Consider the following 26,983-nt stretch of genomic DNA (forward strand, 5'->3'; position numbering starts at 1 on the left):
TAATAATCTAGGAAACTTATGGAAGAAAGTCTCCCCAAACTTAGTTTATCAGCTAAAAACATGCTATAATGAAAATAAGAAAGTAAAAGGACACAAAATGATTTCAGAATTTCCACATAAATGGCAAGAAAAACTAGCTCAGTTAAACTTTGCCAATTTAACACCAATCCAAGAACAAGCCTTCTCATTAATTACAAATAAAGAAAACGTCTTGGGGATAAGTCCAACAGGGACAGGAAAAACCTTGGCTTATCTTTTACCAAGCCTTCAAAAGATTGACAGCAAAAAAGCACAGCAGCTCCTAATTCTAGCTCCCAACACTGAACTGGCTGGTCAAATTTTTGAAGTAAGTAAGGAATGGGCTGAGCCAATTGACCTTCAAGCACAGCTTTTTATCTCAGGAACCAGTCAAAAGAGACAAATTGAAAGGCTAAAAAAAGGGCCACAGATCCTCATTGGTACCCCTGGCAGAGTTTATGAACTCATTAAGCAGAAAAAAATCAAAATGATGTCTGTTGACACCATTATCTTAGATGAGTTTGATGAACTTCTAAGTGATTCACAGTATGAATTTGTGCAAAAAATTTGTCACCATGTTCCACGCCAGCACCAAATGATCTATATGAGTGCCACCAATAAGGTTGATAAAAATGCCCTAGCTGAAAACACTAAAACCATTGATCTTTCCAATCAGACACTGCCTGCTATTGAGCATTATTATATTTCAGTTGATAAAAGAGAACGCATTGATTTATTGCGTAAGTTTTCTAATATTCCTGATTTTCGAGGCCTGGTTTTCTTCAATGCTCTTTCTGACTTAGGGGCTGCTGAAGAAAAGCTTAACTATTGCGGAGCTTCTGCTCTTTCTTTAGCTAGTGATGTTAATGCTAAGTTTAGAAAGACCATCCTAGAACGGTTTAAAGATCATCAAATAGCCTTACTACTTGGAACTGACTTAGTTGCCCGAGGTATTGACATAGATAACTTGGAATATGTTATTAATTTTGAAGTAGCTAGAGATAAAGAAAACTACATTCATCGCGCTGGTAGAACTGGCCGTATGGGGAAAAAGGGAGTCGTTATCACCTTTGTCAACCATCCTGAAGACATCAAAAAACTCAAAAAATTTGCCAAAGTTTCTGAACTGCAACTGCGTAATCAAGAATTACAGAAAAAATAGATCCTAATCAGATTTTAGATTGAAGTAAAAATCCACATTTGGAGACTTACTTCAATCTTTTATTTTTTTGACAAAAAACTCCCCAAGACACTGAAAATTCAGCCTTAGGGAGCTTATTTATTCTTATAATGTTGACTTGGCCTTATTGTTAGTGTCCCATGACCTGACTGACGGTTACACATTTATAACCCTGACTCTTAAGATAGTCTAGAACTGTTGGTAAGGCATTAACTGAGGTTTGGTGAATATCGTGCATAAGGATGATACCACCTGGTTGCAGCTGGCTTCTGATATTAGCCATAATAGCTTCAGTATTATGATTTTCCCAGTCTCTTGTATCCACTGTCCAAAGTACTTCTGTCAAGCCTGATATACGTCTGACATTATCATTGGTTGCCCCATATGGCGGCCTCAAATAAATAGGCACCTTACCACAGGCCTTAGCGATAGCGTCGTTAGTATTTCTAATTTGGAATCGAACTTGGTCCTCACTTAATTTTGTAAGATCTGGATGATCCCAAGAATGGTTGCCAATCTCATGGCCGGCACTGATGATTTTTTTAACAAGACTTTCATTACCAGAGATCTTTGAACCCATCATAAAGAAAGTAGCTTTGGCCTGATATTTATCTAAGAGGGACAATACCTGAGGTGTTGTATCTGGATTAGGACCATCATCAAAGGTTAAGGCGACAAGCTTTTCATTCTTTCTCTTAGCTTCTTCTTCCTTTTTCTTGCTTACAAAGAGATCATATTCTTGTTTAAGGTCGCCTTCTAACAACTTAGCATCAACCACATCAAACAGATCCTTATATGGAATTTTCAGTTTATCTTCTAAGACAAGCTTGTCTTCAGATAAATCAAAATAGTCAGATAATAATGAGCCTTCTTCAGTTAATTTTGAAGCTAAACTCTTATCAAAACTTTTCCCAGAAGAGTGTTTGCCAACTTCTTTAGCCAATTTGTCCATATGTCCTGAAACAAGATCTGACAGATTAAAGGGACTAAAATCTTCTTTTATATGATAATGACTGATGACCTTGTCGGAACTTTTGGCCAGCTTAAAAAGTTCATGCTTGTAAGTGATCTTATGAATCGTCACCAAGTTAACTCCCTTTAGCGGAGTCTTTTTGATCACCGGCCTGATAAAAATCTCTTCTTTATCTTTTACTTTTTCCTGATAAAGCGAAAGAGGTAAATTGTTGTTATAAAATTTTTTATTGTTTTTCAAGGGTGAGAAATAATAAAAACTTTGTTTATCAGACTTGATTTTTTTGAGAGATTTGATTTCAAAATCACCGTCTTTTTTCTTCATCTCTTGATTAATTGTAGATTGTAGTTGGTTATTTATTTGCCACTGATTAAATGCTAAAGCTGATAGGCCTAGCAAAAAAACAATCAGTAAACTGACTAGTGTATAATATATTTTTTTCACTGTATCCTCCTAACTGCAACATTATTGTAACATAATGAATTACAAAATCAAATGAAATGGTGAGAAAAAAGCATAAAATTTTGAAAAAATACATTATATTGTCTGAATATTGAAAACGATGTCAATAAAAAAAGATCTTTCTAAATCTTAGAAGGATCTCTTTTATATTTTAGTAAAAGCTGACTAGTTTATTCGATATCAAAGACAATTGATTTAAGGTTTGTCATAGCATCAATTGAATATTTCACACCTTGAACACCAGCTCCAGATTTCTTTGCACCTAAGAATGGGAAATTATCTGTACCACGTTGTGTCTTATTGTTGATGTGTACTGTTCCAACTTCTAGCTGCTCTGCAATTGCAAATGCCTTTGGAAAATTATTAGTAAAGACTGAAGCTTGCAGTCCATACTCAGAAGCATTTGAAATTTGGATAGCTTCTTCAACAGAATGGATTCTGATAAATGGTAGAACAGGGCCAAATGGTTCTTCCCAAGCTAATCGCATATCAGTTGTAACATTATCAAAAAGAAGAGGTGAGATCAAATTTCCTTGACGTTTATAATCAGCTGAAGCTTTGGCACCCTTATTCTGTGCATCTTTAACCAATTCTTCAACAAAATCAGCAGCCTTGGTATCAATCAAAGGTGTAATATCAGCATTGTCTGCTGGCATACCGACTGATAGTTTGTCTACTAAGCTACCTACATTTTCAATCAGTTGATCTGCTACACTGTCCATTACAAGAACACGTTTAACAGCTGTACAACGTTGACCAGAATAGCCAAAGGCACCAGCAACAATATTTTTTGCGGCCATGGCCAAATCAGCATCTTCAAGGACAATAGCTGAGTCTTTTCCACCAAGCTCAAGCATGATAGGACGTATACCAGCTAATTGACCAATTCTTTCGCCAACTGGTGTAGAGCCAGTAAAGTTGATGAAGTTTACTGCTTCATGCTCTACTATGTAATCTCCAATAACAGAGCCTCGTCCAGTAATGGTATTGAAGACACCTGCTGGAATACCAGCTTCAGCAAAAACTTCAGCTAAGAGTAATCCTGAAATAGAACCTTGTGTAGGTGGCTTAAGGGCTACTACATTTCCTGCAATGAGGGCTGGTGCAATTTTTGAACCAGCTAAATTGATAGGATAATTAAAAGGTGAAATGGCTAAAACCAATCCTACTGGCTCATGACGCACAATAGCAATTTTTTTCTTGCTGGCTGCTTCAAAGCTACCACCCTCAAGAACTTCACCTTCCATGCGGATACCTTCTTCAGCAGCATAGTTGATAATCTCCGCAGTACGAATCACTTCACTGACAGCTGCTTTATGTCCTTTTGCAACTTCTTTAGATAAAATTGCACCAATTTTTTCGACATCACGAACTAAGATGTCTGCTGCCTTGTGAAGATAAGCGGCACGTTCAACATAAGAAAGTTTACGCCATTCAGGATAGGCTTTCTTAGCAACTTCGTAGACAAAGTCTACTTCTTCTGTTGACATTGCTGGAACACTACCAAGCTCCTCGCCATCAGCGGGGGCATAGATTGTGATCTTGTTTTTGGAAAGTTTCCATTCCCCATTGACAAGATTTTTGTATTCTTTAGTCAAATTAATATCTCCTTTTTCAATATTAACTCTATTCTATCACTTTTTGTAGAGAATTCAAACTTCCGCTATAGCTGCCTAGAAGCGGCATTGCAAGTTTGAACATCAAAAAAAGGGTGATTAATCAACCCTTCTATATTAGTGTTTTGATAAATATTCTTTAGATAGTTCAAGAACTTCTTCAGCTGTTGAGCATTCTGTGAGAGCACGCTGTGCATATTCACGCATTTTAGCACTATCAAGTACCTTCATTAAGCTACGTGTCCGTAAAACAGAGGTTGCTGACATTGAGAACTCATCAAGACCCATACCAACTAATAGAGGTACAGCCTGTTGATCTCCAGCCATTTCACCACACATACCAGCCCATTTACCTTCAGCATGCGCTGCTTTAATAACATTATTGATCAAACGCAAGATTGATGGGTTATATGGTTGATAGAGGTAAGAAACTTGCTCGTTCATACGGTCAGCGGCCATTGTGTACTGGATAAGGTCATTTGTTCCAATAGAGAAGAAATCAACTTCCTTAGCAAATTGGTCAGCAAGCATAGCAGCTGCTGGGATTTCAATCATGATACCAACTTGAATCTCGTCAGAAACTGCCACACCTTCAGCAAGAAGATTTGCTTTTTCTTCATCAAAGACTGCTTTTGCTGCACGGAATTCTTTAAGAAGTGCTACCATTGGGAACATGATACGCAATTGCCCGTGAACAGAAGCACGTAAAAGAGCACGAATCTGTGTACGGAACATATCTTTTCCAGTTTCTGAAATAGAAATACGTAAAGCACGGAAACCAAGGAATGGATTCATTTCTTTTGGAAGATCGAAATAAGGAAGTTCCTTATCACCACCAATATCCATAGTACGAACGACAACAGGTTTACCATTCATTCCTTCAAGAACTGCCTTATAAGCTTCATACTGTTCATCTTCTGTTGGGAAATCTTGAGAGTCCATGTAAAGGAACTCTGTACGGTATAGACCTACTGCTTCGGCACCATTTTCATTGACACCTGCAACGTCTTTTGGAGTACCAATATTTGCTGCTAACTCAAAGTGTTGACCATCAGCTGTGACTGTTTTTGCATCCTTAAGGAGGGCCCATTCAGCTTTTTGTTTAGCATATGATGCACCAGCTTCTTTAGAAGCAAGAATTTGTTCTTCACTTGGATTAATGATGACTTCACCAGTAATACCGTTAACTGAAATAATGTCGCCATCTTTCACACGTTTTGTGATATCGTTTGTTCCTAAAACTGCAGCAATTTCTAAAGTTCTTGCCATGATTGCTGAGTGACTTGTACGTCCACCAATGTTAGTAACAAAAGCTTTTACAAAGCGTTTATCTAATTGAGCTGTATCTGAAGGTGTTAAGTCATGAGCAATAACGATAGATTCTTCATCAATTGCAGCTGGGTTAGGAAGTTTGACACCAAGAAGATGTGATAAGACACGTTTTGCCACATCACGAATGTCTGATGCACGCTCTTGCATGTATGGATTATCTTCCATACCTTCAAAGATCGTGATGAACATATCTGTTACTTCTTTAAGTCCACTTTCAGCATTGGTTTGTTTAGCACGAATCGTTTCTTTGATTTGACTGATCATCTCTGGATCAGAAAGAACCATTAAATGGGCATCAAATACCGATGCGGCCTCTTCGCCTAAGCTCTCTACTGCTTTCGCGCGGATAAGAGAAAGCTCGTCTTGTGAAGCTTGTAATGCAACATCAAGGCGAGCTTCTTCTGCATTTGTATCTTCGACTGTGATAGTGTCGAATGACAAATCCGGTTGAACCAATAGATATGCCTTAGCAACCGCAACACCGTCAGAAGCTGCAATTCCTTTAAGCATTTCTGTCATAATATTATGCCAATCCTTCTTTAGTCATAGTCTCTTCAATTGCTGCGATTGCATCATCAGCATCAGCACCTTCAGCTGTGATAGTAACGTCAGCACCTTGACCAACACCTAGGCTCATTACGCCCATAATTGATTTAAGGTTAACTGCTTTTCCTTTATAGTCAAGTGTAATATCAGAAGCAAATTTGCTTGCTGTTTGAACTAACAATGTAGCTGGACGTGCGTGAATTCCTGTTTCCGCAACAATGTGAAAATCTTTTGAAGCCATAGTATGGTTCTCCTTTGAATAGTTGTGTATATTTGAGTTACCAGATGATAACCCTTACACTAACAGATTATAGCATAATGGTTTTTGATTTTCAAGATTAAATCTTCAGCTAAGGAAAATACTTGAAATATTTTCTCATTTTTTCATTTACTATTAAATAGGATAAAATCTAGCTTCTACTGCCAAAAATCATCTTTTTATTTTCATAATTTTTGACTTTTTATCTTATTTTTTGACTTTTTTGATCTCCTTAATTCAAACTAAGTTAACCAAAATATCTAACCTAAATGAAAGCAAACTTTATTTTTATGAAAATTATCATAGATGTTTTCTTATACTGACCGACTTTGATCTTCATTTTACAGTTTGGCTTATAGCAAGCCTTCACACAATATATAGATGTCCTATTGTTCGGATACCCCAAAATATTGTGGTTTTTACAAATAAAAATCTTGCTTTTTATTTGTAAATTTTATATGCTAGTAGAGTATTTAATTCTCGGTATGAGAAATGTTAAGGAGAAACGATTATGATTACTGTCTATTCAAAAAATAACTGCATGCAATGCAAAATGACAAAAAAATTTTTAGAACAAAATGGCGCTAATTTTCAAGAGATCAATATTGATGAACATCCTGAAAAAATTGATTATGTTAAAAGTCTTGGATTTTCTGCTGCACCAGTTATTGAGAGTGACACTTTAGTATTTTCTGGTTTTCAACCTGCAAAATTAAAAGAACTTCTTTAATTAGATAAGGACATTTACTATGAGTTTAAAAGATATTGGGGAAATTTCTTATTTCCGCTTAAACAACGAAATTAACCGTCCTGTCGATGGGAAAATTCCTTTGCATAAAGATAAAGAGGCACTCAAAGCCTTCTTTAATGAAAATGTTATTCCTAACACCAAACAGTTTCCTTCCATCACTGAGAAAATTCACTATTTAATAGAAAACGATTACATCGAAGCTGGTTTTATTGCTAAATACTCTAGTCAGTTCATAGAAGACTTAGCCGCTACTATCAAGGCAGAAAACTTCCGCTTCAAATCTTTTATGGCTGCCTACAAATTTTATCAGCAGTATGCCCTAAAAACTAATGACGGAAACTACTACTTAGAGAGCCTTGAAGATCGCGTCATGTTCAATGCACTCTATTTTTCTGATGGAAATGAAGAGTTGGCTAAAGACCTAGCCATTGAAATGATTAACCAACGTTACCAACCAGCTACTCCTTCTTTCTTAAATGCTGGGCGTAGCCGCCGTGGTGAATTGGTCTCTTGTTTTCTTATCCAAGTCACCGATGATATGAATTCTATTGGACGATCTATCAATTCAGCTTTGCAATTATCACGAATCGGTGGGGGAGTTGGGATCACACTTTCTAACCTGCGTGAAGCTGGAGCGCCTATTAAAGGCTATGCAGGAGCTGCATCTGGTGTTGTTCCTGTTATGAAACTATTTGAAGACAGTTTTTCTTATTCTAACCAGTTAGGTCAACGTCAAGGAGCTGGAGTTGTTTACCTCAATATCTTCCATCCAGACGTTATCGCCTTCTTATCAACTAAAAAAGAAAATGCTGACGAAAAGGTTCGTGTTAAAACATTATCACTTGGCTTGACAGTTCCTGACAAGTTTTATGAATTGGCTAAGAATAATGAGGATATGTACTTATTCAGTCCTTACAGTGTTGAAAAAGAATACGGTATTCCTTTTAACTATATTGATATCACTGAGAAATATGATGAATTAGTAGCCAATCCTAAAATTGCTAAAACAAAAATTAAAGCCCGCGATTTAGAAACTGAAATTTCGAAATTACAGCAAGAATCTGGTTACCCATACATCATAAATATTGATACTGCAAACAAGACTAATCCTGTTGATGGTAAAATTATCATGAGTAACCTTTGTTCTGAGATCTTACAGGTTCAAAAACCAAGTGTCATTAATGATGCTCAAGAGTTTCTTGAAATGGGAACAGATATTTCATGTAATTTAGGCTCAACAAATATCTTGAATATGATGACGTCACCTGATTTTGGACGTTCTATCAAAGCTATGACACGGGCTCTAACTTATGTTACGGATTCTTCCCAAATCGAAGCGGTTCCTACCATTAAACATGGCAACCAAGAAGCCCATACCTTCGGTTTAGGAGCTATGGGGCTCCATTCTTACCTTGCTCAGCATCATATTGAATATGGTAGCCCAGAATCTGTTGAATTTACAGATATCTACTTTATGCTATTGAATTACTGGACCCTAGTAGAATCTAATAATATTGCTCGCGAACGTCAAACAACCTTTGTTGGCTTTGATAAATCAAAATATGCTGACGGAACTTATTTTGATAAGTATGTTAGTGGTCAGTTCACACCAAAATCTGATTTTGTTAAGGAACTTTTCAAAGATCATTTTATCCCTCAGGCAGCTGACTGGGAAGCCTTACGTCAGGCTGTTCAAAAAGATGGCCTCTATCACCAAAACCGTTTAGCAGTTGCTCCTAATGGATCTATCTCCTATATTAATGACTGCTCTGCTTCTATTCACCCAATAACACAAAGAATTGAAGAACGTCAAGAGAAGAAAATTGGTAAGATCTACTACCCTGCAAATGGTTTATCAACAGATACCATTCCTTATTATACTTCTGCTTATGATATGGATATGAGAAAGGTCATTGATGTCTATGCAGCTGCTACTGAACATGTGGATCAGGGCCTCTCTCTAACCCTGTTCTTAAGAAGTGAACTCCCTAAAGAAATTTATGAATGGAAGACTGAAAGCAAACAAACAACACGCGACCTTTCTATCCTTCGTAACTACGCTTATAACAAGGGTATCAAGTCAATCTATTATATCCGCACCTTTACAGATGATGGCGAAGAAGTTGGAGCTAACCAGTGTGAGAGTTGTGTGATTTGATTGGTTAAGAAGTAATGATGCTAAAGTGTCTATTGCTTCTACGGCAGTCGCCGTTTAGCTATCTGCCTAAACCACTCACTAACTAGGTAAGTTAAGTAGTATCGACTTAACTTACTTCGTGTCGTAATTCTTTAGTTAGTAATGTTGCTCAAGCATCTCTTCCTTCTTAGGAATGGGCTGCTTGGTCTTGATTTTTATCTGTTCTGACTTTTTGCAGTCTCATCAATATCCCTTAACTTATTATTCGAATTTCTTTGACACAAAATTTATTCATATCGTAAATAATTAGTAGCTTTACTCAAGATCAACTACTGTTTTATGATAGTATTTTATCCCTTATTACTCTTTAGGAGACTAAAAACCATGACAACATATTATGAAGCCATAAACTGGAACGAAATTGAAGACGTTATTGACAAATCAACCTGGGAAAAGTTGACGGAACAATTTTGGCTGGATACACGTATTCCTTTATCCAATGACTTAGATGACTGGCGAAAGTTACCAGCTGTCGAAAAAGATTTAGTTGGTAAGGTCTTTGGTGGTCTAACTCTTCTTGACACCATGCAATCTGAAACTGGTGTAGAAGCTATCCGTGCAGATGTTCGTACTCCTCATGAGGAAGCCGTTCTTAATAACATCCAATTCATGGAATCTGTTCATGCCAAATCTTACTCTTCCATTTTTTCAACTTTGAATACAAAAAAAGAAATTGAAGACATTTTTGAATGGACAAATAATAACGAATTCTTACAAAAGAAGGCTAAAATCATTAATGAGATTTATGCTAATGGCGATGCTTTACAAAAGAAAGTTGCTTCTACCTACTTAGAAACCTTCCTTTTCTACTCTGGCTTTTTCACACCCCTTTATTATTTGGGAAATAACAAATTGGCCAATGTTGCAGAGATCATCAAATTGATTATTCGTGATGAATCTGTTCATGGAACCTATATTGGTTACAAATTCCAACTCGGTTTCAATGAATTGTCGGAAGAAAAACAAGAGTCCTTTAGAGAATGGATGTATGATTTACTCTATCAACTTTATGAAAATGAAGAAAATTACACCAAAACTCTTTATGATCAAGTAGGATGGACCGAGGAGGTTATGACCTTCTTACGTTACAATGCCAATAAGGCACTGATGAACCTTGGTCAAGATCCACTTTTCCCTGATACTGCTAATGACGTTAACCCTATTGTTATGAACGGGATTTCTACTGGTACTTCTAACCATGACTTTTTCTCACAAGTAGGAAATGGTTACTTACTAGGTTCTGTGGAAGCTATGTCTGATGACGATTACAACTACGGGTTATAAGAGTGAGAAAAACCTAAAATGGTCCACTGGACCTTTTTAGTCTCACAAGTAGGAAATGGTTACTTACTAGGTTCTGTGGAAGCTATGTCTGATGATGATTACAACTACGGGTTATAAGAGTGAGAGCGGAATCAGTCCTCACCATAACAGTCAAAAGCTAGCCTTTCAGTTTTAAAAGACACCTTTTGGTGTTTTTTATTTTGTCTCTGACTTAGAAAATAACTTATCCTGTCTATCACTCTCTTCATCTGTTATAATAGTAGGTATGAATAAAAACTTGCATAAGCTTTTAAAATGGTTAATTCTTTTATTACTGACAGGCATAACTGCAGGTGTTGTTGCCAGCCTCCTCATAGAACTAATCCGTTCTATTCAGACCCTTAGTTTTGGCTATAATCCCGAAGCTTCTTTAAAACAAGATATTAGGGGAGTAGCAGCCTCCAGACGTTTTCTTTCCGTCTTACTTGCCGGTTTTGTCGCCGCATTTGGATGGCATCTAATGGCTAAAAAAATGCAGCCCCTACGGACAATAAAAGAAATTATCCACGACCAAAAATCCTTTAATTCTTTGACTCATTTTTACCATGGCCTTATCCAATTAATAACAGTCTCAATGGGTTCTCCACTTGGGCGAGAAGGTGCAGCTCGAGAAGTCGCCACTGCCCTCACAGGATTCTGGTTAAGATTCTGGAAAGTGGATAGAGAAGACAAGATTCTTTTACTGGCTTGTTCCTCAGGAGCTGCCCTGGGAGCTGTCTATAATGCCCCTTTAGCAAGCCTTATCTTCATTATCGAAAATATAGTTCGCAAATGGAATCGAAAAAATCTCACAGCAGCAATAATTGTCTCCTTTGTAGCTGTATGGACAGTGCGTTTCCTGTCTGGAAGAGAAGTTCAGTACCAACTACCTCAACTGAAATGGAATCAAGACCTCTTTCTCTGGGCAATCTTTGCAACAGTCCTAATCACTTGCATCATCCTAGCCTATCAAAAATTACTGACTTCAATCCCCCAAAGAAACCTTAAATCAAAAAAATTCTTCCTCTTTACCCTACTAGCATTCTCCCTTGTGGCCTGCCTCAGCATCTTTTACCCACATATTTTGGGAAATGGCAAAGCAGGATTAATTTATTATCTACATGACAAGTTTGACTTGTCATATGCCCTAGGCTTACTCTTAGCCAAAGGCTTTGCAGTTTACATTACCTTTTTTGCAGGGGCCTACGGTGGAAGGATTGCACCATCCATGATGATGGGTGGCGGACTGGCACTTCTTTTAGCAAGCTTTTGGAATAAGACTTTTCACAGCCAAATCCCCATCCAATTCGCTATCATTATAGGTGCAGCTATCTTCCTAGCAATAATCAATAAAATCCCCCTAGCAGCTACCTTATTTCTCATAGAAATAAGTGGTCAACCCCTGATCAATGCCTTACCAGTCGCCCTTGCAATGACTGTAGCCTACCTAACCCAAGCAATACTCTCTAAGCTCTTTAAAAAAGCTTCATCCTTACAAAGTAAAAAACAGAAAAGTTAAACTTCTCTGTTTTTTTGATTCTTATAAATGATGAGCTACTTCTTCTAGTAATTTGTCTATCTTACTTGCGTCAGACCCACCTGCCATAGCCATGTCAGGCTTACCACCGCCACGACCAGATACAAGTGGTGCAAGAACCTTGATCATATTTCCAGCATGAACAGCTTTAGTCTTACTTGCTACAAGAACATTAACCTTCTCACCAATTGCTGCTACCAAAACTAAGACATCTGAATAATCCTTTTGTTTCCACTGGTCAGCAAAGGTACGAAGAGCTCCAGCATCTGAAACTGAAACTTGGCTAGCAATATAAGTGATTCCATTAACTTCCTTAGCATCTTTGAAGATATCACCTGCTTGAGCAGCTGCAGCCTTTTCTTTTAGTTCCGCATTTTCTTTTTGTAAATCACGAACCTGTTCATTTAAAACCTGCACTTTTCCTGCCACCTGATCAAGCTGTGGTGATTTGATGCTTGCAGCAATATCTTTAAGAGCATCTTCTTGACGACGATAAGCTTCAAAGGCTTGCTTACCCGTAAGAGCAAGAATACGACGTGTACCTGACCCAATACCTTCTTCTTTAACAATCTTAAAGATGCCAATTTCTGATGAATTTGAAAGGTGAGTACCACCACAAAGTTCGACAGAATAATCACCAATGGTTACAAGACGAACCACCTTACCATACTTTTCACCAAAGAGAGCCATTGCCCCCATTGATTTAGCAGTTTCAATATCTGTTTCAATGGTTTTAATTGGGAGAGCATTCCAAATCTGTTGGTTGACTTCTTCTTCAATACGGCGCAATTCATCAGCACTGACAGCTTCAAAGTGGGTAAAGTCAAAACGTAAGAATTCTTCTTCATTGAGAGAACCAGCCTGTGTGGCATGCTCACCAATAACATTGTGAAGAGCGGCATGAAGTAAATGTGTCGCTGTATGGTTTTTCTCAACAGCAAAACGACGCTTATGATCAATTTCTAAAGTATAAACACTATCCAAGGATAGACTTGCCAAAACTTCTACAGTATGTAAGGATTGACCATTTGGTGCTTTTTGCACATCAATGACCTTAGCAACAACCCGACCCTTACTATCTTTAACGTAACCATGGTCAGCAACTTGACCACCCATTTCTGCATAAAAAGGCGTACGGTCAAAGACCAGCAAGGCCTGACCTTCCGAAACGACTTCACTACGTTCATTGTCCACAACAATAACAGACAACTTGGCATCTAAGGTTTCTTCATGGTAAGAGAATTCAGAAGGCTCTATGATTCCAGCTAAGGTTTCATTTTGCATACCCATAGAACCACCCTTGACAACAGCAGCACGCGCCCTATCTTGCTGCTCCTTCATAGCAGCTTTGAAACCTTCATGGTCAATTTTATAACCGGCATCTTCTGCCATTTCTTCTGTTAATTCCACAGGGAAACCATAGGTATCATATAGTTTAAAGATATCTTTACCTTCAAGAGTATCCTTGCCAGCTTCTTTTAATTGGTCTAAGATCTGATCAAGATGACCTGAACCTGCATCAATAGTTCTGGCAAAGGTTTCTTCTTCACGCTTTACAATTTTTTCAATAAAATCTTTTTTCTCTAAAATTTCTGAATAGTAGGACTCCATGATATGACCAACAACTGCCACCAATTTATAGAGGAAAGTTTCCTTGATGCCTAATTTACGACCATGCATAACAGCACGACGAAGCAAGCGACGAAGCACGTAACCACGGCCTTCATTTCCAGGAAGAGCACCATCACCAATGGCAAAAGAAAGTGCCCGTATATGGTCAGCAATGACTTTAAAGCTCATATTGTCACCATCAGGATCATAAGTTTTTCCTGATAGCTTTTCAACTTCGGCAATAATTGGCATGAAGAGGTCGGTTTCAAAGTTTGTTTTTGCCCCTTGCATAACAGCAACCAGACGTTCTAAACCGGCACCGGTATCAATATTTTTATTTGGTAATTCTTTATATTCAGATCTTGGAAGTTCTGGATCAGCATTAAATTGTGACAAAACAATATTCCAAATTTCAATATAACGATCATTTTCCAGATCTTCTTCTAATAAACGAATTCCAATATTTTCAGGATCAAATTCTTCACCACGGTCGAAGAATATTTCTGTATCAGGACCTGAAGGACCAGCACCAATCTCCCAGAAGTTTTCTTCTAGTGGAATGAGGTGACTTGGTTCTACTCCCATTTTAACCCAACGATTATAGGAATCATGATCATCTGGATAATAAGTCATGTAAAGTTTATCTTTAGGAAAATCAAACCATTCAGGACTTGTTAACAGTTCAAATCCCCATTCAATGGCTTCATCACGGAAATAATCACCAATAGAAAAGTTCCCTAGCATTTCAAACATAGTATGGTGACGAGCTGTCTTCCCAACATTTTCAATATCATTTGTTCGAATTGATTTTTGGGCATTGGTTATCCGTGGATTTTCTGGAATAACTGAACCATCAAAATATTTCTTCAGAGTCGCAACGCCGGAATTAATCCATAACAAGGTAGGATCATTTACTGGTACTAAGTTAGCAGAAGGCTCTACTGAGTGTCCTTTTGATTTCCAAAAATCCAACCACATTTGGCGAATTTGAGCAGATGTCATTTGTTTCATAATTAATAAGATGTAGGGATCGAAAATGCATTTCTAAAAGTCAAAAACCCTTACTTAGCTTTGTTCAATAAAAGCTTCCGTCAGATTTTACAGTTAAGAGTCTAGTCACAAAGAATCTTAAGACTGCACTTTGCTTTTCTATTTTCGATCTCAGTTCCTTTCTTTAAAGTGAATTCCACAGGTAAAAAAATAAAACAAGTCCAAATCACAGAGGGCGAAAACCGCGGTACCACCTCTATTCAATGAACTTGTCATTCTCTTTATTTTTTAAATTTTTAAGTTGAGTAGCATATAAGATCTGTTTTCCATGACTTGCAGCACCCGTCACTTTTCTAAATCAAACATTTGAAATTATAATTCTCAACTTGTTCATTATACAGTCTTTTTTCTTTCTGGTCAAACCAAAACTCTATTTATTACCTACTGAAGATTTAAGGGCGTCATTTGATTTTTTCTTGTCTGAAGCAAATTGAGATAAGATGTTTGCGAAGGCCTTGTCTTTGATCTTAACATTTGCTTTTTCTAGGGTATCAGAAATTACCTTGTTTTGGAATTTTGTATCCTTAGTCTTTTCTGCCAAGATAATTTCTTTCAGACGTTTCTTGTATTCTTTCCAATCTTCTTTTTTATCAGTTTTTTTGTTGAGGTTAACAATATAGAATTTCTTCTGATAAGTTGCACCGTCCATAACAGTAATAACTTCTGATTTGTCACCTTCTTTTAGCTTTGCAGCTTCCTTAATGACTTCTGATGGAAGATTGGTATCTGCTGAATCGAAAGTATAGTCAACTTTTTTATCTGTGGCAGTTGTTTTATCTTTAGCAATTTTTGCAAAATCTGCACCTTCAGCTTTTGTTTCTCCTAAAACTTTTTTAGCTGCTGCTTCATCATCTAAAACAATCACTTGGGCAGTCATTTTGGGAGTATAGTCTTTAAAGGCTTTTTTATAATTTTCGTCAGTTAATTCTTTTTTAGCTTTCTCTTTAACAGCATGTTCAACTAGCATTGTTGTTCGAATTTGCTTTTTATAAGAGTCAGTGGTCAAACCTGCTTGAGCTAAAGCCTCAGAAAATGATGAACCATATTGTTCTGCTGTTTTATTATAAGATTTCTCAACCTCTTTTTCTGAAACTTTTTTACCATATTCTGATTCAAATACGCGAGATAAAACGAGACTTAACATTGATTGTTGCGCAGCACTTGATGACTTGGCTTCATTATAAAAATCAGTAACTGTGATCGTGTCACCTTTCATCGTCACTACCTTTGTATTTTCATTAGTTGAGTGACATGCTGCAAGGGTTATAACTGATGCAAGGGTTACAAACCCTGTAACAATTTTTTTTGTATTTTTCATATAATTATGAACTCCTTTTCTCATTAACTAAGTCATTATATCATATTTTCTTAAACATTACTTAATCCGGTATGTCAATTGTCTCTTGGTTTTTCCGAATCATCAAAAGTCCGTCACTAAGTGGGATCAGACTTGAAGATAGACCTGGATTATTCAAGGTAGCATCAAAGAGTTTATGCAGACCTCGATAAATAGTCCTTTGTCCCCTTCTGACCTCTTCTAATGATTTTACAACATCGCCTCCTTGGAATACATCGTCCATAATAATGATTCCGCCTACTTCTAAACGTTTTAGGATTTCTGGTAAAAAAACAATATATTTAGACTTGGCAGAGTCTAAGAAGACAAAATCAAAACGCTGATCTAACCTTTTCAATAAATCAGCAGCATCTCCTTCAAGTAAGGTAATTTTGCCAGCTCTATCATATTTAGCAAAATTCTTTTTGGCTAGGTCTATCATTTCTGGATTTCTGTCAATAGTGATAATTTCAGCATTCGGAGCATTTTCAGCCAATAACAGTGTTGAAAAACCTATGGCTGTTCCAATTTCCAATATTCTTTTGGGAGCTAAGGCTTTAATTAAAACCCGAAAATAAGCCACAACTTCATGTTGAATAATGGGAATATTTTCATTTCTAGCAAAAGTCTCTAATTCAGCTAGATAACCTGAGTTTTGCTCCTGCTTACTTCGCATGTAAGCAAGTATTTCTTCTTTGACAACAGGACGACGCATGTTATGATTTGCATTTTTACTATAAGATTTAACCATAAGTCATATTATATAAAAAAACTCTAGGCATTGCTAGAGTTTCATTTTAAAAGATTTTAGCCTGGAGTAAAGGTTGAGACTTACTCTAAAAGCTATTTCTTCCCCAAAATGTCAGAAGCAATGATTCTTCACATCATTTTAAGCTTTAGTCAAACAAATCGTAAGATTGACTAAAATCATTGAAAATATAGTCACAGGCTGATAGATCCTGTAGAGGATAATCTGGATTAGCAAAGCCGATACAGGTCATCTGAGCAGTTTTGGCAGCTCGGCTACCGTTTTTTGTATCCTCAAAAACAATACAGTTCTTGGGATCTGCTCTTAATAATTCTGCTGCCTTCAAGAAAACATCTGGTTGAGGCTTTGAATGCTCCACTTCCTCACCACTAACAAGATGTTGAAAATAGTCAGAAATACCTAACTCTCTTAGATTACGTTCAATATCTGCCTTAGGAGAGGAAGAAGCTAGGGCTAGCTCATAGCCCTTTTCTTTCAAGTATTTGATTAAAGAGATAGCTCCTTTTACCGCCCTTACACCATCCCTAGCGATCATTTCTTCTCGTCTTTGATTCATCTCATTTATCAATTCTTCAATACTATCTTTTAAGCGACATTCTTCTTTCATGACTGTCCACATATAAGCAAAGGTTGTCCCCATAAACTGGTATTGATAGCTTTGATCGGTATCAATCCCTCTATCTAAAAGCATCTGTGTTTTACTGGATAAAAAGGTGTACTCTGAATCAACAATCACACCATCCATATCAAAAATGACATATTTTCCCATTTTTTACCCCAGTCTTTGCCCTTTGTTTTTTCTCCTTGATGACCTGTGTTACAGTTTTTGCAATCACTAAATGGTCTAAATCTTTTTAAGAGCAAATCCTCTTACTCTTTTCTACAGGTGAACACCTTTTTCTACAAGCTCTTCTAATTCCTTCAAGCGTTCTTCAAAGATATCAAAGGCTTGGTTCAAGTAATCTACCTTAGTCATATCTACACCTGCTTTTGCAATGACTTCTAGTGGATAGTCTGAGTTTCCTGCCTTCAGGTAATTCAAATAATGATCAATATCTTCTTGACTGCCATGAACAATCTTATTGGCTAAAAAGCTAGCTGCTGCAAAACCTGTAGCATATTGATAAACATAATAATTATAATAAAAATGCGGAATACGAGCCCATTCATACTGGATATAATGGTTATCTTCCTTAGCTAATCCATAATATTTTTCATTCAAGGAAGCATATAAGCTATTCAAAAATTCGCTAGTTAATACCTGACCATTCTGATCAGCTTGATGAATAGCATGTTCAAACTCAGCAAACTGTGTTTGACGGAAGATCGTTCCACGGAAACCATCCAGATAATTATTTAAAATAGCAAATCTTTCTTTTTCATCTTTCACCTCTTTTAATAAGGCTTCTGTTAAAATATTTTCATTTGTTGTTGAAGCTATTTCAGCTAAGAAAATACTGTAATCTCCATAAACATAAGGTTGGCTTTCACGAGTAAAGGTTGAATGAAGGCTATGGCCGGTTTCGTGCACAAGGGTATAGAGATTGTCAAGATTGTCTTGCCAGTTTAAGAGCATAAAGGCATTGGTATCATAAGATCCACCTGAGTAGGCACCTGATCTTTTTCCCTTATTAACATGAACATCAATCCAACGTTCACTAAAGGCACGGTGAACACGATCAGAATAATCCTTACCTAAAACAGACAAAACTTTTTCAGCCTTTTCAATAGCTTGATCATAAGTGATCTCTAAGTTAGCTTCTGATAAAGGAGTATAGATGTCATACATCTTTAATTGGTCTAAGCCTAGTATCTCTTTTCTTATTTTTAGATAACGCTGTAACAAAGGCAAATGCTTATTAACAGCCTCTAACAAAGTGTCATAAACAGACTCAGGTATAAAGTTAGCAGACATTGCTGCTTGTCTGGCAGACTCATACTTATGACTACGAGCCTGAAAATTTTGTACCTTCACATTTGTCTGCAAGGTTTTAGCATAAGTATGTTGGAATTGTTCATAAGTACTGTACATGGCTTGATAGGTAGATCTACGAACACTTCTGTCCTTAGACTCCATCAACTTAATAAAGTTGCCATGAGTGATTTCAACTTCTTTTCCGTCTTCATCTTTTACAGTTGGGAAGATCATATCAGCATTGTCTAAGATACTAAAAGTTTCTTCTGCCCCATTAAAGATTTCTTGTGCGCCTGCTAAGAGCTCTTCTTCTACCTGTGATAAGACATGTTCCTTGTTTTGAATCAACTTATCAAAGAAATGTTTATAAACTTGTAAGTCAGCTTGCTCTGATAAATATTCTTGGTATTTCTCCTGACTTAAAGCCATAAATTCTGGTTCATAAAAAGAGAAAACTTCACTAAATTTTGCATATAAAGCAGAGGCTTTTGATTGGAATTCTTGGTATTTTGAAAGGGTCGTATCCTGATCATTTTTCATTTGCGCATAGACATAAACTTTTTCGATGCGTCGTGATAATTCAAGATAAAAGTTAGTAATAGTGAGTAAACTTTCACTAGAGTCTAATAAGTGACCAGAGAAGGCTCTTGCTTTTTCCAGTTCTCCAAGTAAAGCTTCATGTTCTTGTTCCCAAGCAGTATCCGTTGCAAAAACCGTGCTTAAATCCCAAGTATATTTTTCTTCCAGATGATTCCTATTATCAGTCATATATTCCTCCTTAAAAACTATTCTTTCATATTTTAACATAAAAGTAGGGGGGATAAAGCGTTTGCACGTATTTATTTGATAAATTTCGGTAATATTTTTCAAAAGCTTGGTAATAGGGTTCTAAATCTTTTTGTATTTGACAAAATCCAATTTGAGATCTTACTGGTTTAACTTGGGGATAATAAGCATCCAATGACTTTTGCAAAATGTTTTCTCCCTTCAGATAAGCCAATTCTTGATAGTGCAACCATCTTTTTTCTTTCCTAAAGAGAGCCTTTTGAACCTTAAATACAAGATTTTGATCCATTTTTACTTCAAACTCTTTGCTTTTGATTTTCCTATAGGGCAGCCTAAAAAAAGACAACAAGTCACTATTTATGGCAGTAGATCTTGTTAGAAATACAACTTTTCCAAAAATATCTTCATGAATAAGGTACTTGAGCCTCACTAAATTTTTCTCTAAGTCCAATTCCCAAAGGTGAAAACCAAAGTCCTTTGTGAAATAAAGAAACTGTTTTTGAAGAGCAGTAAGTCGATTTTTGAGCCATAGTTTTTTACCTAGAAGCCACAAAACATGAAAACCATTAGCATAATAGGCCTGACTTCTGCTGCATAGCTTTTCTAAGGAAAGACTGGAACACTGAACCTCTAAAATCAGCTTTTGGTTGATACACAAATCTGCCACCTGATTAAGCTGGGCATCAAATTTTTCCAATTCTACAGTTCCTTCTTTGATCAAGCTTTGGTATAGTTTTGCCTTTAAAGAGAGGTGTTCATAAGATTCATTTTCCGAAAAATAGCAAGACTTTTTTAGCTGACGATGTGCAAAATGTGGACATTTTATTTTGCCGTTTTTTAATAAGACTTGACCAGCACAGGCTGGGCAGGTAAAGCTTTGTTTAACAGGAATACCTTCTAATAATGATACTAAATTCCCCTTTTCATCAAGTGCCCTGAGCATTATTTCTCCTTCTTCATAAGTCCTTACTTAACTATACGAAAAAAGACTCACTTCTTTTGCAAGTCTGAGAAAAAAATTTTTTTAATCTAAATAAGCCTTGATTTTATCTTTTTCAAGCTTAGTCAGTGGACGATAATCGCCTACTTTTAACTGGCTTAATTCAAATTCAGCAAAGGCAACACGCTTCAAATAAATAAGTTTCAAGCCATAAGTCAGAAACATCTTCTTAACCTGATGAAACTTTCCTTCTGAAATAGTCAGATAGGCTAGGGAAACATCCTCTCCTTCTTCTATTATTTCGAGTTGCGCAGGCTTACAGACATTTCCATCAGGAAATACCACTCCATTCATAAAGAATTCTACAGCATCTTGTCCCAAAAAACCATTTACTGCAAGATAATATTTTTTCTTAACATGATACTTAGGATGTAACATTCTAAAACCAAGTGGACCATTAGTTGTCATAAGAACTAGGCCTTCAGTATCTCGGTCTAAGCGACCAAGGGGATAAATCCCCTCTTTTTTATCATCTTCTCTCAGTAGATCTACTACTGTTTGGTGCTTAGAATCCGTCCGTGCTGTAACCGTTCCAGCAGGTTTGTTAAGCAGATAGTAGGCTTCAGGAAAAGCTCTTATCTGCTGACCTTCAACCAGAATCTCTTGAATACCAGAATCAACATTTTGTCGACCACTGGTGGCTATTCTGCCATCAATGGTAACTTGTCTCGCCTTGATCAGCTTTTTGACTTGATTTTTGGAACCTATCTTAGTATTTTCTAGCAATTTATCTAATCTCATAACTCTAGTTTAGCATAAATCCGAGTCAGACAAAAAAGACTTTTTCTGCCATGTCAAATCACTATTTCTCAGAGAAATCTTATGGTGAGCACAGCCATTGGCGAAAAAAGTGAGCCCCCAACCCTTTAGAAAAGTACAAGAAAGTGACAAAAAAAGATTTAAGAATTGAGCAGGTTCAAGTCTTAAATCTGAAGATCTTATTCTAATTCTGATGCTGCTTCTTTGTCTACAACAACCACAACATTATCATGTTTTTGAAGGATACTTGCTGGCAAGTCCTCTCTAATATCGCCACTAATCATTTCTTTGACAGCTTTTGCTTTTTCTTTACCAAAAGCTAGTAAGACAATCATTTTTGCCCCCATGATTGAAGCTATCCCCATGGAAATAGCTTGTTTAGGCACCTGATCAATGCTGTCAAAAAAGCGGCTATTAGCTTCAATTGTCGAAGCTTCTAAGTCTACCAGATGCGTTTTTGTAGCAAAGGAAGTCCCTGGCTCATTAAAGCCAATATGCCCATTTCTGCCAATTCCTAGAATTTGGAAATCAATAGGATGATCTTCAATAACCTGATCATAACGCTTAACTTCTTGATTCAAATCTTGCGCTAGACCATTTGGTAAGAAATTTTCTTTAAAGCTTTTATGATTAAATAGCTGAGCAGCCATAAAAGAATGATAGCTTTGTTCATGCTCAACTGGTAAGCCAACATATTCATCAAGATTAATTGTGGTAATTTCTGAAAAATCTAGTTGACTTTTGACCACTTCTTCATAGAAGCTTATAGGTGTACTTCCTGTTGCTAAACCTAAGGTTTTTGCCCCTTGAGCTAAACTTTCTTTTAAAAGTATGAAGGCAATTTTTCCACCTTCTGCTTGGTTTTCCACACGAATAATTTTCATATTAACCCCCTATTGGTATAGACCTCTTATGTTTTTATTATATGGTATATACCAATTTTTGTCAAGCCATTATCTCTTTTTTATAGTTTATTTTAATGACGCAAGACTTTGCAAGTGTTATAATGGTTAAGTTGATTTATTTGATAAGAATACCTAGAAGAGAAAAACAAAGGAAGTAAAGATGAATACCACTGATTTTGACTTTGATTTACCAGAAGAATTGATTGCCCAAACACCTTTGAAAAAAAGGGATAGTTCAAAACTTTTGATTATTGATCATAAAAAACAGAGCATGAAAGATAGCCATTTTGATCACATTATAGAAGAACTTAATCCTGGCGATGCCTTAGTGATGAACAACACCAGAGTTCTACCTGCCCGTTTACATGGGGAAAAACCTGACACCCATGGTCATGTTGAATTATTATTACTTAAAAATACCAAAAATGACCAGTGGGAAGTTTTAGCTAAACCAGCCAAAAGATTAAAAGTTGGGAGCAAGATTTCTTTTGGTGACGGACGACTTCAAGCTACCGTCATTGAAGAACTTGAACATGGAGGCAGAATTGTTGAATTTACTTATCAAGGCATCTTTTTAGAAGTCTTGGAAAGTCTAGGTGAGATGCCACTTCCGCCTTATATTCACGAAAAACTTGAGGATTCAGAGCGCTATCAAACCGTTTACGCTAAGGAAAATGGTTCTGCTGCTGCTCCGACAGCTGGTCTTCATTTTACAGAAGAACTCCTTGAAAAAATCAAGGCCAAAGGTGTTCACTTAGTCTACCTCACCTTACATGTCGGTCTTGGTACCTTTAGACCTGTTTCAGTTGAAAATGTTGATGAACATGACATGCATTCTGAATTTTATAGCTTATCTGAAGAATCAGCTCAAACCCTACGTCAGGTAAAGGCTTCAGGTGGTCATGTTATTGCTGTTGGAACAACCTCCATTAGAACCCTTGAAACGATCGGACAAAAATTTGAGGGTAAGATCGAAGCTGATTCTGGCTGGACCAATATTTTTATTAAACCAGGCTACCAATTCACTATCGTTGATGCTTTCTCAACAAATTTCCACCTTCCTAAATCAACCTTGGTCATGCTGGTTTCTGCATTTGCAGGCCGTGAATTTGTCTTAGAAGCCTACAAACATGCCGTTGAAGAACAGTATCGCTTCTTCAGCTTTGGCGATGCCATGTTTGTCAAATAAGTTCATTATAAATGAGCAAAGAAAAGCTCCCCTAAGAACTGATTTCTGATACGTACCCCTTTTACTGGACTAATCCAGTGGAAGGGGTTTTTGTATGAAATATAATTATAAGTTTAAATTAAATGCAGTAAAAATGTATCAATCAGGTCAGTGGATAGAGACTCCAGTTGGTATTGGACAAAAAAACTTTAGAAAAAGAATTGTGCAGTGGTCAAAAACTGCTGAAATACATGGTTTTGATTTTTTTAACATTCAAAATCATCTAAGGATCGTACAATTGAAGAAAGATATGAGTTAGTTGCACGTGTCTTGTCTGGAGAATCTCAAAAAAGTGTTGCAATTAACGCGGGTATTGATTCTGGACTATTGTCTAAATGGGTTCAAATATACAAAATAAAAGGGTATGAAGGATTGAACCTTAAAAGAGGTCGCCGAAGGAAAAAGGAACCGCCTATGAATAAAAAGGATAAGCCAGCTGATTTAACGCCTACAGAAAGAGAAGAGTTAATAATATTAAGAGCTGAAACAGCCTATTTAAAAACAGAAAATGGAGCAATAAAAAAATTAATCGCCTTGAGACACAAAAAGGAAGCTGCACTACTCAAGGCGAAAAAGCGGCAATTGTCAAGGAACTTAAAGAAAAAGGATATCACTTAAAATATCTTCTCAAAGCAGTAAACCTAGCCAAATCAACCTATTATTTCGAGATTGGCAAGATAGATGTTGTTGCTTTAAGAAACGAAGAGTTACTTAACGAAAACAAAAGTATTTTTGAGTCAAACAAATGTAGATATGGCGTTAGACGAGTTTATCAAGAACTGATTAATCGTGGATACAAAGTGAACCATAAGAGAGTTCAACGTCTCATGCATGAAGAAGGCTTATTAGGCAAACATCCGAAGGAAAAATACCACTCATATAAAGGTGAAGTCGGAAAAATTGCCGACAATATAATTACTAGAAACTTTAACACAACTGCACCTTTACAAAAATAGACAACAGATGTATCTCAGTTCAATTTTTTACGGGGAAGTGTTACATATCGCCAGTTTTAGATAGGAATACAAATGAAATCATATCATATGACTTATCCAGGAGTTCTAAGCTTGAACAGATAAGAAGAATGCTCAGTAGAGCTTTTAATAAATTCCCTTCAGTAGAAGGTCTTATATTTCATTCTGATCAAGGCTGGCAGTACCAACATCCTTATTTTAGAAATACATTACACAAACATGGTATTATCCAGTCTATGTCGCGGAAAGGTAACTGTTATGATAATTGTATAATGGAGACATTTTTTGGAAGGTTAAAAAGTGAGATGTATTATGGCTATGAGAAAGACTATTCTTCATTTGAAGAATTCTCAAGAGCTGTTGAGGAGTATATAGATTATTATAATAACAAAAGAATTCAGGCAAAAACAAAATGGATGTTATCCTGTACAATACAGGATAACATCCATGGGGGCCGCCTAGTTAATAAGTATGTGTCCAGGATTCTGGGTACATATCATTCTCAGCTTTTAGAGAGGGGTTAATTTTTAAAAAAAGAAAAAGATCAAAGAAAGGAGCCATATGGGAACTTTCTTCAATCTAATTTAATCAAGCTGTCGCTAGGACTTTATCATTTATTCTTTATTTTGATTGACACGGTGCCATTGATTGATTACATAGGTTAGAGCAACCAATTGGTTATAGCCTGTGGGACTGATTTCTGTAGTATCCTCACTTGTGCCTCCTAAATTAGCTGTGTATAAAGCAATAAGATATGGACTTTTCTCACATACAATGGCATCAACATTCAGAGCTTCTCGAACATAACCTGGCTTTTGATAAATGACCAAGTCTGGTAAATAGGTTTTATAATATTGATCAGGGAAGGATGCGCCAATATAATAAAGTATATCTTTATACTTTTTCTGATGTTTCCACAAATATTCTAAGACTTGGATATAGTAGTCACTTGTTGTCTTATTTCCTTGACGTTGAATAGTCTTAATAGAGGTTTTTGATTCCCCATATTTTTTTAGGTGTTTAAAGGCCTTGTCCATACCTCCTAGTCTATCTGCCAAGGCATAGGCCGGGGTGTTTTCAGAATAAACCAAGGAATACTCCTGCATTTCAGGGATGGTCATAGCTCCAGCAAATTGACCAACATAAGCCTTGTGTTCCATCTCATATTCATAAGTTGTATTGGTAATATCATATCTTTCATCCATTGAAAGCTTACCCTTAGACACTTGATCAACCACTAACATATTGAGAGGCAACTTATAGGTACTCCCTGCAGTCATTGGCTGGGTTTCATTCATCGAAAATGTCTTCCCAGACTCTAAGTCCTTATATGAAAAAGCAATCTGTGAATGATCAATACCATATTCATCTAGATAAGCCTTTACCGTATCAACCAAGGAAAGCTTGTCATAATCATAGTAAAGCCCCAAAGCATTCATTCGATCCCAATCGGCTTGCATAACAGCCTCCTTAGCTTGGGCTGATTTTTCTTTGGCCTTTACTTCCTTGCTACTGTCCTTAAGCTTATTCTTTTTCTTCTTAAGTTCCAGGCTTAGATAATTTCCTCGAGCAAATTTATTTTTTTCAAGAGCTGAGCTTGTCACGACAAAAATCAAAATACCCAAAAACCCAATACAAAGACTAATTAAAAACAACTCTTTTTTAATAGATTTTCTCTTCTTATCCACTCTAATTCTCCTATGATTATATTTTATATCAATTTAATAAAAAATCAAGTAAATATGTCCATAGTTTACAAAAATATGTCAATATTATTACAAAGCAGGGATTGAAGAGATACTAAAAAGAGCTAGACTCTTGTCTAACCCAAAAACTCCCATTTTTAATTTTAAATTATGCTTGTGCTTCTTTGTATAATTCAGCAACCTTGTTCCAGTTAATAATTTCAAAGAAAGCTTTAATGTAATTTGGACGTACATTACGGTAGTTCAAATAGTAAGCATGTTCCCAAACATCAAGTGCTAAGATTGGTTTTTTACCTTCTGAAATTGGAGTGTCCTGATTTGCAGTTGAGGTAATTTCAAGTTTACCGTCTTTGTTAACGACTAACCAAGCCCAACCTGAACCAAAACGTCCTACTGCAGCAGCTGTAAATTGCTCTTTGAACTTGTCAAATGAACCAAAGGCTTCATCAATTGCCTTGGCAACTTCTTCAGTGACTTCTGTTTTCTCAGGAGAAAGCAACTCCCAGAAAAGAGCATGGTTAAGGTGACCACCACCATTATTGATCAGTGCTTGACGAATATCAGATGGAATAGCATCAACATTAGCCAGTAGTTCTTCTAAGTTTTCACCAATTTCAGGATGTTTTTCAAGTGCTTCGTTGGCTTTTGCTACATATGTTGCATGATGCTTATCATGATGGAGAGTCATTGTTTCTTTGTCAAATTGTGGCTCTAAGGCATCATATGCATATGGGAGATCAGGTAAAATAATAGCCATGATTTTGTCCTCTT

At 36.6% G+C, this 26,983-nt stretch carries 24 protein-coding genes and 1 pseudogene; 11 read left to right on the forward strand and 14 right to left on the reverse strand.

Annotation, left to right across the window (positions count from 1 at the left end):
- Positions 1–97: 97 nt before the first annotated feature.
- Positions 98–1,180, forward strand: a complete 1,083-nt coding sequence (locus HBN42_RS02910) for a DEAD/DEAH box helicase (RefSeq protein ID WP_165993559.1) — start codon at positions 98–100, stop codon at positions 1,178–1,180.
- A 148-nt stretch (positions 1,181–1,328) separates the two neighbouring features.
- Here the strand turns inward: HBN42_RS02910 and HBN42_RS02915 are convergent, their stop codons facing one another.
- The 4 genes from HBN42_RS02915 to HBN42_RS02930 all read right to left on the reverse strand — a co-directional run bounded on the left by HBN42_RS02915 (position 1,329) and on the right by HBN42_RS02930 (position 6,368).
- Complete coding sequence (locus HBN42_RS02915) at positions 1,329–2,615, reverse strand: polysaccharide deacetylase family protein (protein WP_165993561.1); 1,287 nt, start codon at positions 2,613–2,615, stop codon at positions 1,329–1,331.
- Between the two features lie 188 nt (positions 2,616–2,803).
- The gene (locus HBN42_RS02920; protein ID WP_165993563.1) at positions 2,804–4,231 is read right to left on the reverse strand and encodes an NADP-dependent glyceraldehyde-3-phosphate dehydrogenase; all 1,428 of its coding nucleotides are present in this window, start codon (positions 4,229–4,231) and stop codon (positions 2,804–2,806) included.
- A gap of 135 nt (positions 4,232–4,366) precedes the next feature.
- On the reverse strand, positions 4,367–6,100 hold the full coding sequence (gene ptsP, locus HBN42_RS02925) for a phosphoenolpyruvate--protein phosphotransferase (RefSeq protein WP_165993565.1): 1,734 nt from the start codon (positions 6,098–6,100) through the stop codon (positions 4,367–4,369).
- Positions 6,101–6,104: 4 nt separating this feature from the next.
- Positions 6,105–6,368 (reverse strand): phosphocarrier protein HPr, encoded by a 264-nt coding sequence (locus HBN42_RS02930; RefSeq protein ID WP_012515399.1) that lies wholly within the window; start codon positions 6,366–6,368, stop codon positions 6,105–6,107.
- 529 nt (positions 6,369–6,897) lie between these two features.
- Here HBN42_RS02930 and nrdH point away from each other — a divergent pair.
- From nrdH to HBN42_RS02950, 4 genes are all read left to right on the forward strand, one after another.
- A complete protein-coding gene (nrdH, locus tag HBN42_RS02935) occupies positions 6,898–7,116 on the forward strand; it encodes a glutaredoxin-like protein NrdH (RefSeq protein ID WP_165993567.1) in 219 nt (72 codons plus the stop codon).
- Between the two features lie 19 nt (positions 7,117–7,135).
- Positions 7,136–9,295: a class 1b ribonucleoside-diphosphate reductase subunit alpha gene (nrdE, locus tag HBN42_RS02940; RefSeq protein ID WP_165993569.1), complete on the forward strand. Its 2,160-nt coding sequence runs from the start codon at positions 7,136–7,138 to the stop codon at positions 9,293–9,295.
- 363 nt (positions 9,296–9,658) lie between these two features.
- Positions 9,659–10,618, forward strand: a complete 960-nt coding sequence (nrdF, locus tag HBN42_RS02945; RefSeq protein ID WP_165993571.1) for a class 1b ribonucleoside-diphosphate reductase subunit beta — start codon at positions 9,659–9,661, stop codon at positions 10,616–10,618.
- 265 nt (positions 10,619–10,883) lie between these two features.
- Positions 10,884–12,155 carry a chloride channel protein gene (locus HBN42_RS02950; protein WP_165993573.1) on the forward strand — a complete coding sequence of 424 codons (1,272 nt, stop codon included), beginning with the start codon at positions 10,884–10,886 and terminating at the stop codon, positions 12,153–12,155.
- Positions 12,156–12,176: 21 nt separating this feature from the next.
- On the opposite strand, the gene alaS is transcribed toward HBN42_RS02950, so the two are convergent.
- The 8 genes from alaS to nagB all read right to left on the reverse strand — a co-directional run bounded on the left by alaS (position 12,177) and on the right by nagB (position 22,283).
- Positions 12,177–14,795, reverse strand: coding sequence for an alanine--tRNA ligase (gene alaS, locus HBN42_RS02955; RefSeq protein ID WP_165993575.1), 2,619 nt, complete (start codon positions 14,793–14,795; stop codon positions 12,177–12,179).
- Between the two features lie 409 nt (positions 14,796–15,204).
- Positions 15,205–16,152 (reverse strand): peptidylprolyl isomerase PrsA, encoded by a 948-nt coding sequence (prsA, locus tag HBN42_RS02960; RefSeq protein ID WP_165993577.1) that lies wholly within the window; start codon positions 16,150–16,152, stop codon positions 15,205–15,207.
- A gap of 61 nt (positions 16,153–16,213) precedes the next feature.
- Entirely contained in the window at positions 16,214–16,921 is a 708-nt protein-coding gene (locus HBN42_RS02965) for an O-methyltransferase (RefSeq protein WP_165993579.1), read from the reverse strand.
- A gap of 145 nt (positions 16,922–17,066) precedes the next feature.
- A complete protein-coding gene (locus tag HBN42_RS02970) occupies positions 17,067–17,708 on the reverse strand; it encodes an HAD family hydrolase (protein ID WP_165993581.1) in 642 nt (213 codons plus the stop codon).
- A 111-nt stretch (positions 17,709–17,819) separates the two neighbouring features.
- Entirely contained in the window at positions 17,820–19,622 is a 1,803-nt protein-coding gene (pepF, locus tag HBN42_RS02975; protein ID WP_165993583.1) for an oligoendopeptidase F, read from the reverse strand.
- 25 nt (positions 19,623–19,647) lie between these two features.
- Positions 19,648–20,583 (reverse strand): competence protein CoiA, encoded by a 936-nt coding sequence (locus HBN42_RS02980; protein WP_165993585.1) that lies wholly within the window; start codon positions 20,581–20,583, stop codon positions 19,648–19,650.
- A gap of 81 nt (positions 20,584–20,664) precedes the next feature.
- The gene (locus tag HBN42_RS02985; protein ID WP_165993587.1) at positions 20,665–21,381 is read right to left on the reverse strand and encodes a pseudouridine synthase; all 717 of its coding nucleotides are present in this window, start codon (positions 21,379–21,381) and stop codon (positions 20,665–20,667) included.
- A gap of 197 nt (positions 21,382–21,578) precedes the next feature.
- Positions 21,579–22,283: a glucosamine-6-phosphate deaminase gene (gene nagB / locus HBN42_RS02990; RefSeq protein ID WP_165993589.1), complete on the reverse strand. Its 705-nt coding sequence runs from the start codon at positions 22,281–22,283 to the stop codon at positions 21,579–21,581.
- Between the two features lie 181 nt (positions 22,284–22,464).
- Here nagB and queA point away from each other — a divergent pair, with 181 nt between their 5' ends.
- The 6 genes and pseudogenes from queA (at position 22,465) to HBN42_RS10295 (ending at position 25,030) form a co-directional block, all read left to right on the forward strand.
- The gene (gene queA / locus HBN42_RS02995; RefSeq protein WP_165993591.1) at positions 22,465–23,493 is read left to right on the forward strand and encodes a tRNA preQ1(34) S-adenosylmethionine ribosyltransferase-isomerase QueA; all 1,029 of its coding nucleotides are present in this window, start codon (positions 22,465–22,467) and stop codon (positions 23,491–23,493) included.
- A 94-nt stretch (positions 23,494–23,587) separates the two neighbouring features.
- On the forward strand, positions 23,588–23,791 hold the full coding sequence (locus HBN42_RS10060; RefSeq protein WP_235925318.1) for a hypothetical protein: 204 nt from the start codon (positions 23,588–23,590) through the stop codon (positions 23,789–23,791).
- Between the two features lie 11 nt (positions 23,792–23,802).
- Positions 23,803–23,871, forward strand: a pseudogene (locus HBN42_RS10065) (helix-turn-helix domain-containing protein); the annotation flags it as partial.
- A 75-nt stretch (positions 23,872–23,946) separates the two neighbouring features.
- Positions 23,947–24,150: a hypothetical protein gene (locus tag HBN42_RS10070; protein ID WP_235925330.1), complete on the forward strand. Its 204-nt coding sequence runs from the start codon at positions 23,947–23,949 to the stop codon at positions 24,148–24,150.
- Positions 24,151–24,209: 59 nt separating this feature from the next.
- Positions 24,210–24,488 (forward strand): IS3 family transposase, encoded by a 279-nt coding sequence (locus HBN42_RS10290; RefSeq protein WP_413251923.1) that lies wholly within the window; start codon positions 24,210–24,212, stop codon positions 24,486–24,488.
- An 11-nt stretch (positions 24,489–24,499) separates the two neighbouring features.
- Entirely contained in the window at positions 24,500–25,030 is a 531-nt protein-coding gene (locus tag HBN42_RS10295) for an IS3 family transposase (RefSeq protein ID WP_413251924.1), read from the forward strand.
- A gap of 90 nt (positions 25,031–25,120) precedes the next feature.
- On the opposite strand, the gene HBN42_RS03015 is transcribed toward HBN42_RS10295, so the two are convergent.
- Both HBN42_RS03015 and sodA read right to left on the reverse strand, forming a co-directional pair.
- Complete coding sequence (locus HBN42_RS03015) at positions 25,121–26,194, reverse strand: serine hydrolase (RefSeq protein ID WP_165993592.1); 1,074 nt, start codon at positions 26,192–26,194, stop codon at positions 25,121–25,123.
- Between the two features lie 166 nt (positions 26,195–26,360).
- On the reverse strand, positions 26,361–26,969 hold the full coding sequence (gene sodA / locus HBN42_RS03020; protein ID WP_165993594.1) for a superoxide dismutase SodA: 609 nt from the start codon (positions 26,967–26,969) through the stop codon (positions 26,361–26,363).
- Positions 26,970–26,983 lie beyond the last annotated feature (14 nt).

It is taken from the genome of Streptococcus catagoni (assembly GCF_011421425.1).
GTDB lineage: Bacteria > Bacillota > Bacilli > Lactobacillales > Streptococcaceae > Streptococcus > Streptococcus catagoni.